Below are 13565 nucleotides of genomic sequence, written 5' to 3'. Positions count from 1 at the left end.
GAGTAAGCGGGCATTCAAACAATATTCAAACCGTGCCTGCTAAGTCTGCCAGTTGAAAAATCTCCGCTAAAGCATGTGAAATATCTATCGACACGGCTGTCTTGATTTATCAAGACAGCCGTATCGACACATCACTTTGACATCTTTCAAAAACAAAGCCTCTTCATCTATATGTTTAGGGTGCAACTAACTTCCAACAAAAAAACGAAAGAAACAGTAAACAATTTGATATTTTTTGTAAATAAAATGATAATAGCGAGGCTTTATAAATAACTGTTTTTATTATATTTTTATCCATTTGGAATATTTTAACGGGTAAATTAAAGATTCAAAAGGCTGAAAACGATAAAAGCGGTTTTAATCCAGGTGTACCCAACGATGCCTATCATTTTGAGCAGGTCAAAACATATTACTGTTTTTGGGAAAACAACGGTAACGACCGTCTCTCATAGCCATAGGTCAACTCAAGTACATCTAATTATTTTAAATTCCAATAAATAACAAGGAAAATTTAACATGCATACGGTGAAAAAACTTTCTACCCTCACTTCCATCATGGCCGCATCATTGTGCTCAGGCGCAGCCATAGCTGCAACTCAAAGTGCTGATTTCCACGTCACTATCCGTATTTTGCCGGTTTGTGAAGTAACTACCAGCACAGGAGGCGCACCTAGTCTAGAAAACTCCTCTCCTTCTGCTGGTGCAGATATTAACTTTGGAGAATATGCATCTAATCATAAAACTGAGGTCGATAAACAAAGTATTGCAGGTTCCAACGAAGGTATTCAAGTACGTTGTTCTAAAGGAACCCCTTATCAAATAGCATTAACTCCTGAAAGCACAAGTGACAATGCAGGTGCTGGTAACATGAAAGGGTTAGGCGGTACTGCTGCTGCAAGCGATCAAATTGCTTATACCTTGTATAAAGATAATGCCCGTAGAGAGGTGTGGGGCAATCAGCAGGGATCCAATACTTTAAGCGGTTCTGGTCAAGGTATCGCTACTACAATCAAACATCCTGTCTATGGACGTGTGCTCGGTACAGAATTAGATAAAACTGCCGGCCGTTACAGCGACCGTGTCAATGTTACTGTTCATTACTAATTCCACCTAAAAATCAACTCAAAACACATTAATCCGGTATGCGTATGTATTTAAAAAACAAATCCCTTCCTCTCTTATTGGGGATAACCATGGGAGCGGCTTCGTTATTCAGCCATGCTGCCGGTTTGCAAATCAGCCCTACCAGCCTGTCTCTGCCCGCAAAACAGCGGGCAGGTATTTTTACACTGAGTAATACGGGTAAAGGACCTCTGACGGCACAAGTGCGGGTGTTTCGATGGGAACAGGATGAAAAAGGCGAAAACATATTAACCCCCAGCACCACAGTTGTCGCCAGCCCTCCTATGGTCAAACTTTCTGCCGGAGGTGTGCAGCAATTCCGTATTATTCGAACACAACCCGCCGGTTCTGCGGAAGAAGCATACCGGCTGGTTGTTGACGAATTACCCGCTCCCGAGAAAAAGCCGAAAAACGGCCTGCAATTCGTTTTGCGCTATTCAGTGCCTTTGTTTTTGAACCAGACAGAAAACCCCGAAACCCAATTACAGTGGCAAATTCAAAGTGCAAAAAACGGCAAGGCCCTGCTAACGGTACAGAATGTAGGTTTTGCTCACGCGCAATTGAGCAATATCACTTTTCAGACGGCCACAGAAAAAAACAAACTGAGCTTGGTTAACGGCTTGGCAGGATATGTGCTGCCGGGGAAAAAATGGCAAACCACGCTAGATGTTTCCCCGTCCACACTACGCAAAGGCACCTTGTCCGTTACGGTAAACGGGCAGCAGACTCTTCCGGAGGTTCGGTTTGCGGGGAATTAAAATTTCTTCCTCAATCAATCGGATAGCTGCCAGCATATTATTATGTTTTTATCCAGCGCAAGTATCGGCACAACCCGACTTTCCAAAACCAACGGCGTTTTCGGCCGAATGGTTGCCCGTTTACCCTCAAGTGGCGGTAAACGGCACCCATTCAGACGGCCTGTTTAAATTCATGGAACATAACGGACGTATTTTTGCACAAGTCGAAACATTGGCTGCGCTCGGTATCTACGTGCCGTCTGAAACATTAACTCAAGCCCGCCGTGCCGATGCCTCCGTGCTTCAGACGGCCTCGGAGACTATTGCTGCAAATGGTGATAACGGCTTTTCAAATTCAACAGAGCAAACGGTTACCGAATTGCAGTCTTGGCTGGCGCTGGAAAGCATTGCCGAATTAAACACCGAATATGATGCCGCCCGACAGGCATTGTCTTTCACCGCCCCTCTGGCATGGCTGAATCTTCCGATCTCACACATCAAACCCGACGGAGAATCCGCATACACTACCGTCCGTTCAGATTTTGCCGGTATATTTAATTATGATTTCAACCTATCCCGCAACGGAGAAGGCCGTCTGAATCAAGCCCTTTTAACGGAAACCCGTTTGGCAACTCCCGCAGGCTATTTAAGCCACAATCAATATTGGCAGCGCGGCGCATCTCAAAGCAGCTCGGCTCAACGCAACAATATACGCTTGGATACTTACTGGCGCAGTGTTTGGCCGGAGCAAGGTTTAGCCCTAACTGCAGGGGATCTGCTTACCAGCCAGTTAGGGGGAGGAGGAAGCTCGCGTATCGGCGGTATTAAGCTGGAACACACTTATACGCTCCAACCTTGGCGCAACACCGCACCGTTGCGTTCGTATTTGGGCGAAACCACCCTACCCGGCACAGTAGATTTATATTTAAACGGCGTGAAACAATACAGCCGACAAGTGTCGGCCGGACAATATGAAATCATTTTACCTCCCACCATCAGCGGCAGCAGTACGGCGCGGATCATCACAACCGATATTTTGGGACGGACGGTTGTTGTTGATATGCCGCTGTACGGCGGCAGCGGCATGCTCGCAAAAGGATTGAAAGAATGGTCGCTTGAAGCCGGCTACCTGCGCCGCCAATATGGGAAACAATCGTTCAATTACGGCAAAAATTTAGTGGGCAGCGGAACATTCCGCTACGGCATCAACCATTATTTGACCGCACAAATACACGCGGAAGGGGGCGGAGGCCATTATCAGGCAGGTTTAGCCGCCAGCACCGTTTTGGGTTCTTTGGGACAGATGAATGCGAGCTATGCCCGAAGCAGCTATCAAGAAAACAAAGGCCGGCAAACCAGCATTTCTTTCAGCACGCAAAAACGCGGTTTATCGTTTGGTGCCGGATGGAGCCGCACGGATGACCGCTTTACCGGCGTGGGCGTTATTGCCAATCCTTCGACCTACCGTCCCGAAGGAACGGCTACCCGCACCGCATCTGCTTCTCTCGGAGTGAACAGCAATCTTTGGGGTTCGTTTAATCTATCGTATCTGCACAGCCGCTATCAAAAAAACGAAGAAGCCGACAAAATCGGCGTGTTAAGTTGGCATCGTAATCTGGGACAAAAAAGCAGTCTGTTTTTAAGCGTCAGCAACAATTTCAACCATACCAAGCAACGAAGTATCCATGCGGGTGCGTCAATGAGTTTGGATAAAGGCTATTCGGCAACCGTTGCCGCCAATCAGAATAACGATCGCAGCAATAACTACCGCTTGTCGCTGGGTAAATCCGGCAGCGGCTTGGGTAGCACCACTTGGCACGTAGGCTGGCAGAAACAAACCCATGCGAAAGGTGCCGATAAAGACCATATCAACGGCTATCTCGGCCACAACACCCAATATGGCGACGGTAGGGTTAGCGTTTACCACACTAAAGGGCTGACCAACTGGGATGCCGGATGGAACGGCGGTTTGGTACTGATGCGTAACGGTTTGTTTGCCACCCGCACAATTAACGAAAGTTTTGCCGTAGTCAGCACCGACGGTATTGCCGACGTGCCGGTATCGTTGGCCAATAACAAAGTAGGCGCAACCGACCGTAGAGGGCTGTTACTGGTTCCCAACCTGTTGGCATTTCAAAAAAACAATCTCGATATCGATATTACCGATCTGCCTTTGGATATACAGGCCGACCGAGCCCGGATACAGGCCGTACCGTCCGAACGCTCGGGTGTTACAGTCAATTTCAAATTAAACCGTATGCATGCAGCTTCGTTAACCCTAAAAGACGGACAAGGCCAACTGATACCGGGCGGCAGCAGCATCATTTCGGAAAACGGCACACCTGTTGCGGTAGTCGGCTTTGAAGGCAAAACCTTCATTGACCATCTGACAGCCGGCAATAATCGGTTTACCGTCATCTTCCCCGAAAACAACGGCAATTGCCGGTTTACTTTGAAATACCAGAAACCGTCATCTTCAGACGGCCTCCCAGATTTAGGCGAAACAATATGTACACAATAAAAAAATCAATCCGTGCTACATCACAACTTGCAATCTCTGCCGCTTGCTTTCTAATGCTTCTATCGATGCAGCCGGCCAACGCCGAGTGCGTCGCAGAAATGGAACCGATAAATTTCGGCACCATTGATATCCTCAACCCGGGTCGCGTAGCTACTCGGGCCAACATAACCGTTACCTGCACCAGAACGGCATGGCTGACCAGCCAAAGTTTCAATATCTGCTTGGCCGTAGACGGTGGCAAAGCAGTATCTGCAAGAGATATCACCCCGCGCCACATGTGCCCCGACGGCTCATGTTCCGGCCACAGAAACAAACTTCCTTTTAACCTTTACAGCGATGCGGGGCACAACACCATTTGGGGCAGTTCATTATATGGAACGCCTACCATCAATACCGTCATAACAATTCCTTATTCTTTGTCGCATTACACCAAATCCATTACCCTGCCTATTTACGCAGAGTTGCTGCCCCCTCCTAAAAACCTGCCTCCGGGAGAATACCTCAACCGTTTTACCGGCGGTTCGACGGCGCTGTATTACAAAGATGCCTCAGAAGGTACCGCCAATGCCTGCAATTCGCCGAATTTCAGCAGATTCGACTTCGAGGTATCCGCCCAAATAAAGAAAAACTGCACGGTAAACATTCCCAACGATATTAACTTAGGGGCGGTAGAAGCCAATGCCACCAATATCGCAGGACAAACCAACTTACAAGTTGCCTGCACGCAAAACACACCCTACTACATCGGCCTGAAGCCGTCGAACGGCAACAACAATGGGGCAGGCAGAATGAAATCGACCCGCCCTTCAGCCAATACCGACCAAATTCCTTACCAGCTCCGTTCCTCTTCGGAAATGAACGGCCGGATTTGGGGGAATACTGCCACGGAAAAATCCGTAGGCAACGGAGTCGGAAGTACCGGCAACGGGCAAATTCAAACACATACGATTTACGCCACCGTTCCTTCGGCCAATTACAAACCCGATGAATACAAAGATACCGTAACCGTGCAAGTCAACTATTAACCGGGTTGTTGGGGAGCAGTGCAAACAATAGGCAGCTAATTCAAACGTTAAAACAGCCGTTTACACACCGTGCGGCAACAGGCCGTCTGAAACGAAAACGCCACAAAACCGCCTAAACGTGGTTTAATGCCAATTCAACCAACAAGATAAGAACCGTTATCATGACACCGCACGCCCCCATCATCCAATCGCTGCTTGATACCGATCTCTACAAATTCACCATGTTGCAGGTTATTCTGCACCAATTTCCCCAAGCGCACGGCGTATATGAATTCCGTTGCCGCAACAACGACCAAACCGTTTATCCGCTCGCCGAAATCCGCGAAGACTTGGAGCGCGAGCTAGACGAGCTGTGCCTTTTGCGGCTAACCCAAGAAGAGTTGGATTATTTGCGCAGCCTGCGTTTCATCAAAAGCGACTTCGTCGATTACTTGGAGCTTTTCCAACTGAAACGCCGCTTTGTCAAAGTCGGCACCGACGGCTCAGGCCGTCTGAATATAAAAGTAGAAGGCCCGATGATACAGGCCATGTTCTTCGAGATTTATATACTCGCCATTGTCAACGAACTGTATTTCCGCCGCCTCGAAAACCGCGAAGTGTTGGCAGAAGGCGAACGCCGCCTGCAAGCCAAAGCAGGCCGTCTGAAAGAGCTGGCCCGTTCCCAAAACCCCAACGATCCGCCTTTTCTCATTTCCGATTTCGGCACCCGCCGTCGTTATACATTGGCATGGCAGGAACACGTCGTCCGCACCCTGCATGCCGCCGCGCCCGATATCGTACGCGGCACCAGCAATGTTTATCTGGCCAAAAAACTCGGCATTACCCCCATCGGCACCATGGCACACGAATTTTTGCAGGCATTCCAATCGCTTGATGTCCGCCTGCGCGACTTCCAAAAAGCCGCCCTCGAAGCATGGGTGCGGGAATACCGCGGCGACCTCGGCATCGCCCTCACCGATGTCGTCGGCATGGATGCTTTCCTGCGCGATTTCGATCTTTACTTCGCCAAGCTGTTCGACGGCCTGCGCCACGACAGCGGCGATCCCTACGTCTGGGGCGAAAAAGCCTATACGCACTACAAAAAACTCAAAATCGACAGCCGTACCAAAATGCTCACTTTTTCAGACGGCCTCGATATCGACAAATCATGGGCGCTGCACCAATATTTCAAAGACCGTTTCAAAACCAGCTTCGGCATCGGCACCAACTTTACCAATGATTTGGGTCATACCACGTTGAATATCGTGCTGAAACTGGTCGAATGTAACGGCCAATCCGTCGCCAAACTTTCCGACAGCCCCGGCAAAACCATGACCGACAACGACACCTTCCTCGCCTATCTGCGTCAGGTTTTCCAAGTGCCCGAACCGGAAGCGGAATAACTTCCTCTGTAAAAGGCCGTCTGAAAACATCCCCTTCCGCTCCATCCTCATCAAAGCGGGAACCAAATGGTTTCAGACGGCCTCATAACATCAACAGAGCTTGCACAATGCAGAAATGCATCGCAGGCGGCGGTTTTACAAAAATTTCGGGCCGTCTGAAAGCCCTCAGAATTTATGGCATAATAAGCATCCGTTTTCCACGGCAGGTGGCATAATCCGTCCGCCCTATAGTGAAATCAACTGCAACAGATACCGGCTACGTATAAGAAACAACCGCCGCGCAATCCGATATTGCCGACTTGCCGTTGATTTCACTATATCTTTATCAAACACATACCACCACACCAAACCATATTAACCATATTTTCAGACGGCCTGTTCCGTTAAACAGCACATCGAGGCCGTCTGAAAAGAAAGTAAAAGTATAAAATCATGAACCCGACCTTTTCATCACTCGGCTTAGGCAGTGAAATCGTTGCCGCCCTCACCGAGCAAGGATACGACACACCCACACCCATCCAAGCCGCCGCCATTCCCAAAGCATTGGCCGGGCACGACCTTTTGGCCGCCGCCCAAACCGGTACCGGCAAAACCGCCGCCTTCATGCTGCCCAGCCTCGAACGGCTGAAACGCTACGCTACCCCCAGCACTTCCCCCGCCATGCACCCCGTGCGCATGCTGGTGCTGACCCCCACCCGCGAGCTGGCCGACCAAATCGACCAAAACGTGCGCGGCTATATCAAAAACCTGCCGCTGCGCCACACCGTGCTGTTCGGCGGCGTGAACATGGACGCGCAAACCAACGACTTGCGCGCCGGCAGCGAAATTGTCGTCGCCACCGTAGGCCGCCTGCTCGACCATGTGAAACAGAAAAACATCAACTTCGGCAAAGTCGAAATCGTTGTGCTCGACGAAGCCGACCGCATGCTCGATATGGGCTTTATCGACGACATCCGCAAAATCATGCAGATGCTGCCCAAACAGCGCCAAACCCTGCTGTTTTCCGCCACCTTCTCTCCGCCCATCCGCAAGTTGGCGCAAGACTTCATGAACAGCCCCGAACAAGTGGAAGTGGCCGCCCAAAACGCCACTAACGCCAACGTCGAGCAGCACGTTATCGCCGTCGATACCATGCGTAAACGCAACCTGCTCGAACGTCTGATTGTTGATCTGAGCATGAATCAAGTGATCGTGTTCTGCAAAACCAAACAAAGCGTCGACCAAGTAACCCGCGATCTCCAACGCCGTGAAATCGCCGCCCAAGCGATTCACGGCGACAAATCGCAGCAAACCCGCCTTGAAACCCTCAACGCCTTTAAAGAAGGTAATTTGCGCGTCTTGGTTGCCACCGACGTAGCCGCCCGCGGCCTCGACATTGCCGAGTTGCCGTTCGTGATCAACTACGAACTGCCCACCCAGCCCGAAGACTACGTCCACCGCATCGGACGTACCGGCCGTGCCGGTGCCGATGGCGTAGCCATCTCGCTGATGGACGAGCAAGAACAGAAAATGTTTGAGGCTATTAAAGAGCTGACCGGCAACAACATCGAAATCGAACGTATCGAAGGCTTCGAGCCGAGCTGGTGGGGAGTCGAAACCCCGGCTGCAGCCGGCCAACGCCGGCCGCGCGAACGCAGCAATGCCCGCATAAACCGTTCACGTGATAACCGCGAAACCCGCAACGACAAACAAGCCGACCGCAACGACCCCGGAGCTGCCTGCGGCAAAATCGCCGGCCGTTCGCGCCGCAGCCGCCGCGAACGCCCCAAATGCGCCCTGCTGCAACCTAACTACGGTACTTAACGGTGCGAAATAACCCTCTATCATGCAAAGAGGCCGTCTGAAAAGATATTTCAGACGGCCTCTTGGCTAATCCAACCTTTATTCTTTAATAAACAACCGTTTGCTCGGCAGCTCATTCAATACGTCTTCGGTTGAATAGCCGCCGATACGCGGTTTTACCAAACGCGAGTTCACATAACCGTAAACCGGAATAATGGCCGTATCTTTATCAATCTGTTCCTCCGCCTGCCGATACAGCTTGCTGCGCTCTTCATCGCTTACCCCTGCCTGCAAGGTTTTTGCCAAAATAGCGTCGTACCGGCTGTTTTTGTAAAACGCACGGTTACTGCTGTTGGCGGATTGCAGGGTATTCAAGAAAGTGGAAGGTTCGTTGTAGTCGCCGCACCATGAAGCGCGGGCGAGCTGGTAATTACCGCTGCGGCGGTTGTCTAGATAGGTTTTCCATTCCTGGTTTTCCAGATTAACCTTCACGAAACCAAGCGACTGCTGCCACATTGAAGCGGCGGCAACGGCAATTTTCTTATGCTGTTCGGATGTATTGTAGAGGAAGGTAAACTTCAACGGTTTGCTTTCGCTATATCCTGCTTCGGCCAACAGTTTTTTGGCTTCCTCTACACGCGCGGCATAGTTCAGCTTCGTCCATTCGGGCGTATAAGGCGTAAAGCCCGCCGTACCGACGCGGGTTAAGTTATAAGCGGCTTCTTCACCGCGCCCCAATACTTTGGCGGCAATGGTATCGCGGTCGAGTGCGAGCGATAAGGCTTTGCGCACGCGTTCGTCGGTAAACGGCACTTTTTGGTTGTTGATTTCAAAATAATATGTGCAGAGATACGGGCTGAGTTTCAGCTCGTTAGGATATTTCTCTTTGAGCTTTCCGTACATTTCGGGCGGCAATGCATCGGAAATATCCACTTCGCCCGCTTCGTAACGCGCTACGTCATCGGTTTGGGACCCGATGGGCAAAAATACCACCTTGTCGATTTTCACGTTATCGGCATCACGGTATTGCGGGTTTTTCGCCAGTTCGATACGCTCGTTAACCACCCATTTTTTCATCACATAAGCACCGTTACCGACAAAATTTTCAGGCTGAGTCCACTTCACGCCGTACTTTTCCACCGTCGCGCGGTGCACGGGCTTGGTGGAAGCGTGATACAGCATTTGCGGGAAATACGGCACGGCGGCTGTAAGGGTAATTTGCAATGTATGCGCATCGAGTGCCTTCACACCCAATGTGTCGGGAGCTTTGCTGCCTTTGAGAATGTCGTCGATATTGGCAATCTGAGCCGCCTGAAGATAGGACGCGTATTGCGATGCGGTTTTCGGGTCAACCAACCGCCGCCAGCTATATACGAAATCTTCAGCGGTAACCGGCTCGCCGTTGCTCCAGTTGGCATCGGAGCGTAATTTGAATGTCCATGTCCGGTTGTCGGCACTTTCCCAAGATTCGGCAGCCGCCGGCACGATGGCACCCTTTTCATTGGTTTCGACCAAGCCTTCAAACAGATCGCGCACGACATTGATTTCGGGCACGCCGGTAATTTGGTGCGGATCAAGCGACTGCGGCTCGGTTACATTGTTGCGCGTTACCGTATTGCCGGCGGATTTTGCGGCAGATGTTGACGGCGTGCTTTCTTGTTGGTTGCAGGCGGCAAGCAGGACGGCCGCAAACGCCAAAGCTGAAATACGGTACGGTACGGACAACATGTTTCTCTCCGGAACAATAGAAGCACAAAATATAGCGGAATTTATTTTGCCGCAAAACGGAAATACGATAAAAGGCCGTCTGAAAGTATTTTCAGACGGCCTCTGGGCAATTTATACGGCAACCGGTGCTTTAATATGAGGATGGGGGTCGTAATCAATAAGCTCGAAATCTTCAAATTTAAAGTCAAACAAATCTTTCACTTCAGGGTTCAATTTCATGGTAGGCAAGGCCCGCGGTTCGCGGCTCAATTGCAGCTCGGCCTGCTCGAAATGATTGCTGTACAAATGGGCATCACCGAAAGTATGGATAAACTCGCCCGCCTCCAAACCGCACACTTGAGCCATCATCATGGTTAACAACGCATAGCTGGCAATATTGAACGGCACACCCAAGAAAATATCGGCACTGCGCTGGTAAAGCTGGCATGAAAGTTTACCGTCTGCCACATAAAACTGAAACAGCGCATGGCAAGGCGGCAGTGCCATTTCGTCCACCAGCGCGGGGTTCCATGCCGACACAATCAGGCGGCGGCTGTCGGGATTGTTTTTGATTTGCCGAACCAATTGGGCAATTTGGTCGATATGCCTGCCGTCCGGAGCCGGCCACGAGCGCCATTGGTAACCGTACACCGGCCCTAAATCGCCGTTTTCGTCCGCCCATTCGTCCCAAATCGAAACATTATTATCTTTCAGGTACTTGATATTAGTATCGCCTTTTAAAAACCACAACAGTTCATGAATAATCGAACGCAGGTGCAGTTTTTTGGTGGTCAGCAGCGGAAAACCCTTGCCCAGATCAAAACGCATCTGGTAACCAAACACGGAACGTGTGCCGGTACCGGTACGGTCGGACTTATCAATACCGTTTTCAAGCACATGGCGCATTAAATCTTGATAGGCTTTCATGGGGTTCCTTTAGTATGTGTCGGATTGTTTTTCAGGCCGTCTGAAAAAATGGTGCATTGTAACATTCCATCCCTTATTTGGGTTTACCCTTGCCTTCGTAGCGGCAGCCAAATTTGCCCCAAATCAATTTGCAAGCCGGATATAAAAAATTATTTTTTATTTTTACAATATCCACAATTGAAATATAAATTTAAAAATAACAACTAAATAATAATTTAAATCCAATTTAAGAATATTAAAAATAATAAAATTTTAAATTTTTGAAAATAGAAAAAAATAATGTCAACAATTTTACTCATTTTTTTCTTGGCAACCATTTGAAACGGGTTTATATTATTCCCCACTGTAATTCAATTTTTCTACATCCGCCTATGGCGATATCTCGGAGAAATTTCATGTCTGTCAATCTCAATAATCTCTTTGAACAAATAAAACAACGCGACCCTAACCAAGCCGTATTCCACCAAGCCGTAGAAGAAGTTTTTATGAGCCTCGGCCCTTTCTTGGCCAAAAACCCCCGCTACACCGAACAAGGGTTGTTGGAACGCATCGTCGAACCGGAACGTGTGATTATGTTCCGCGTACCGTGGGTGGATGATGCGGGCAACGTGCAGGTCAACCGCGGCTACCGCGTACAGATGAACTCTGCCATCGGCCCCTACAAAGGCGGTCTGCGCTTCCACCCCAGCGTTGATTTGGGCGTATTGAAATTCCTGGCATTCGAGCAAGTATTTAAAAATGCGTTGACCACATTGCCTATGGGCGGCGGTAAAGGCGGTTCCGATTTCGACCCCAAGGGCAAAAGCAACCAAGAAGTCATGCGTTTCTGCCAATCTTTCATGAGCGAACTGTTCCGCCATATCGGTGCGAGTACCGACGTTCCGGCCGGCGATATCGGCGTGGGCGGCCGTGAAATCGGCTATCTCTACGGCCAATACAAACGCCTGAGCAATGAGTTTTCTTCCGTGCTCACCGGTAAAGGTTTGAACTACGGCGGCAGTTTAATCCGCCCCGAAGCCACCGGCTACGGCACCGTTTACTTTGCCGATTCCATGCTGAAAACCCGCGGCGATTCTTTGACCGGCAAACGCGCCGTGGTATCCGGCTCCGGCAACGTGGCACAATATGCTTGCGAAAAATTACTGCATAACGGTGCAAAAGTATTGAGCGTGTCTGATTCTTCCGGTTGCGTGCATTTCCCCGACGGCATGACCGAAGCCCAACTCGAAGCCTTGAAAGAATTGAAAGAAGTACGCCGCGAGCGTTTGTCTGTTTACGCCAAAGAGCAAAACCTGCCTTACTTCGCCGGTGAAAAACCGTGGGGCATTCCGTGCGACCTCGCCCTGCCCTGTGCCACCCAAAACGAGTTGGACGAAAAAGACGCGCAAACTTTGCTGTCCAACGGCTGCTTCTGCGTATCCGAAGGTGCCAACATGCCGAGTACCATCGGTGCGGTGAATGCTTTCCTGAAAGCGAAAATCCTCTATGCTCCGGGCAAAGCCAGCAACGCCGGCGGCGTGGCCACGTCGGGCTTGGAGATGAGTCAGAACGCGTTGCGTCTGTCGTGGCCGTCTGAAAAAGTAAACACACGTCTGCGCGACATCATGGAAAGCATCCATGAATCCTGCCTGCGTTACGGCAAGGAAGACGGTGTGGTGAACTATGTGAACGGTGCGAACATCGCGGGCTTTGTGAAAGTGGCCGATGCCATGCTGGCACAAGGTGTGGTGTAATCCGCTTTCAAACAGGCAATGTCAAAGGCCGTCTGAAACGTTTCAGACGGCCTTTCTTCATATGGCCTACATGGACGGCTTCATTGAATCAACCCGAAGGTAATGCAAATTTTTTCGGATTAGCCGACACATACCCTGCCGCTGTCGCCAAATCCTCATCCGCCACTTCATAATAATCACCGTCAAGCTCTTCGAATTCCGCAAACTCGGCGCGGATTTCTTCCAACGGTGTTTCCTCCGCGGCAAGCGATTCGATTGCTTCGCCGTGCTTGGCATATAGTATTTTGGCCTTGTCGATGATTTTCGGTGTCGGCTTGATCTGCCAGCGGCGCAAGCTGTCGGCCAACGGGTTCATGAAAATATATTCGCCGTAACCGGCTGCAATCAACTGTACAAAACCGCCTTCCTGCACTTGGCTGTCGAGATAACAATAAGCCAACAGCGTATGTTGCTCGTCGTTTAGCAAAGCCATTTCACCGTCATGATTGGCTTCACAGTACTCAAGATAAGAAGCGGTCAATGTATAGAGGAATTCAGCCGGATTCTGTGGATCGAATGCGGAAAGGTCGATAATCGGGGCGGACATGATGTTTTGCTTTAACAGAGTTTTAAATGATTTTCAGACGGCC

General features: G+C 50.0%; 10 protein-coding genes. 7 read left to right on the top strand and 3 right to left on the bottom strand.

Annotated features, from left to right (window positions below; genetic code table 11):
• The first annotated feature begins 516 nt into the window (after nucleotides 1-516).
• From EL216_RS10765 to EL216_RS10740, 6 genes are all read left to right on the top strand, one after another.
• Nucleotides 517-1104, top strand: coding sequence for a Csu type fimbrial protein (locus EL216_RS10765; RefSeq protein WP_085390308.1), 588 nt, complete (start codon nucleotides 517-519; stop codon nucleotides 1102-1104).
• 44 nt (nucleotides 1105-1148) lie between these two features.
• The gene (locus EL216_RS10760; protein ID WP_085390307.1) at nucleotides 1149-1880 is read left to right on the top strand and encodes a fimbrial biogenesis chaperone; all 732 of its coding nucleotides are present in this window, start codon (nucleotides 1149-1151) and stop codon (nucleotides 1878-1880) included.
• A 112-nt stretch (nucleotides 1881-1992) separates the two neighbouring features.
• On the top strand, nucleotides 1993-4380 hold the full coding sequence (locus EL216_RS10755; protein WP_232005244.1) for a fimbria/pilus outer membrane usher protein: 2388 nt from the start codon (nucleotides 1993-1995) through the stop codon (nucleotides 4378-4380).
• Nucleotides 4381-4478: 98 nt separating this feature from the next.
• The gene (locus tag EL216_RS10750) at nucleotides 4479-5405 is read left to right on the top strand and encodes a Csu type fimbrial protein (RefSeq protein ID WP_158087728.1); all 927 of its coding nucleotides are present in this window, start codon (nucleotides 4479-4481) and stop codon (nucleotides 5403-5405) included.
• 161 nt (nucleotides 5406-5566) lie between these two features.
• Nucleotides 5567-6787 (top strand): nicotinate phosphoribosyltransferase, encoded by a 1221-nt coding sequence (gene pncB / locus EL216_RS10745; RefSeq protein WP_085390304.1) that lies wholly within the window; start codon nucleotides 5567-5569, stop codon nucleotides 6785-6787.
• 432 nt (nucleotides 6788-7219) lie between these two features.
• Nucleotides 7220-8590 carry a DEAD/DEAH box helicase gene (locus tag EL216_RS10740; protein ID WP_085390303.1) on the top strand — a complete coding sequence of 457 codons (1371 nt, stop codon included), beginning with the start codon at nucleotides 7220-7222 and terminating at the stop codon, nucleotides 8588-8590.
• A 78-nt stretch (nucleotides 8591-8668) separates the two neighbouring features.
• On the opposite strand, the gene EL216_RS10735 is transcribed toward EL216_RS10740, so the two are convergent.
• Nucleotides 8669-10297, bottom strand: coding sequence for an ABC transporter substrate-binding protein (locus EL216_RS10735; RefSeq protein WP_085390302.1), 1629 nt, complete (start codon nucleotides 10295-10297; stop codon nucleotides 8669-8671).
• 111 nt (nucleotides 10298-10408) lie between these two features.
• A complete protein-coding gene (locus tag EL216_RS10730; RefSeq protein WP_085390301.1) occupies nucleotides 10409-11203 on the bottom strand; it encodes a thymidylate synthase in 795 nt (264 codons plus the stop codon).
• Nucleotides 11204-11598: 395 nt separating this feature from the next.
• On the opposite strand from EL216_RS10730, the gene gdhA reads away from it, so the two are divergent.
• Entirely contained in the window at nucleotides 11599-12936 is a 1338-nt protein-coding gene (gdhA, locus tag EL216_RS10725) for an NADP-specific glutamate dehydrogenase (protein ID WP_085390300.1), read from the top strand.
• An 88-nt stretch (nucleotides 12937-13024) separates the two neighbouring features.
• Here the strand turns inward: gdhA and EL216_RS10720 are convergent, their stop codons facing one another.
• The gene (locus EL216_RS10720; protein WP_085390299.1) at nucleotides 13025-13522 is read right to left on the bottom strand and encodes a DMP19 family protein; all 498 of its coding nucleotides are present in this window, start codon (nucleotides 13520-13522) and stop codon (nucleotides 13025-13027) included.
• Nucleotides 13523-13565: the final 43 nt, after the last annotated feature.

Source organism: Neisseria animaloris (genome assembly GCF_900637855.1).
Classification (GTDB): Bacteria; Pseudomonadota; Gammaproteobacteria; order Burkholderiales; family Neisseriaceae; genus Neisseria; species Neisseria animaloris.
The sequence above is the reverse complement of the archived record's forward strand: the minus strand, read 5'-3'. Positions and strand labels throughout refer to the sequence as shown.

Bases quoted from the DNA above. Each gene is read 5' to 3' on its own strand.
- EL216_RS10750 (WP_158087728.1), top strand. From the start codon at position 4,479: ATGGAACCGATAAATTTCGGCACCATTGATATCCTCAACCCGGGTCGC.
- pncB (WP_085390304.1), top strand. From the start codon at position 5,567: ATGACACCGCACGCCCCCATCATCCAATCGCTGCTTGATACCGATCTC.
- EL216_RS10730 (WP_085390301.1), bottom strand. From the start codon at position 11,203: ATGAAAGCCTATCAAGATTTAATGCGCCATGTGCTTGAAAACGGTATT.
- EL216_RS10735 (WP_085390302.1), bottom strand. From the start codon at position 10,297: ATGTTGTCCGTACCGTACCGTATTTCAGCTTTGGCGTTTGCGGCCGTC.
- gdhA (WP_085390300.1), top strand. From the start codon at position 11,599: ATGTCTGTCAATCTCAATAATCTCTTTGAACAAATAAAACAACGCGAC.
- EL216_RS10740 (WP_085390303.1), top strand. From the start codon at position 7,220: ATGAACCCGACCTTTTCATCACTCGGCTTAGGCAGTGAAATCGTTGCC.
- EL216_RS10720 (WP_085390299.1), bottom strand. From the start codon at position 13,522: ATGTCCGCCCCGATTATCGACCTTTCCGCATTCGATCCACAGAATCCG.
- EL216_RS10765 (WP_085390308.1), top strand. From the start codon at position 517: ATGCATACGGTGAAAAAACTTTCTACCCTCACTTCCATCATGGCCGCA.
- EL216_RS10760 (WP_085390307.1), top strand. From the start codon at position 1,149: ATGTATTTAAAAAACAAATCCCTTCCTCTCTTATTGGGGATAACCATG.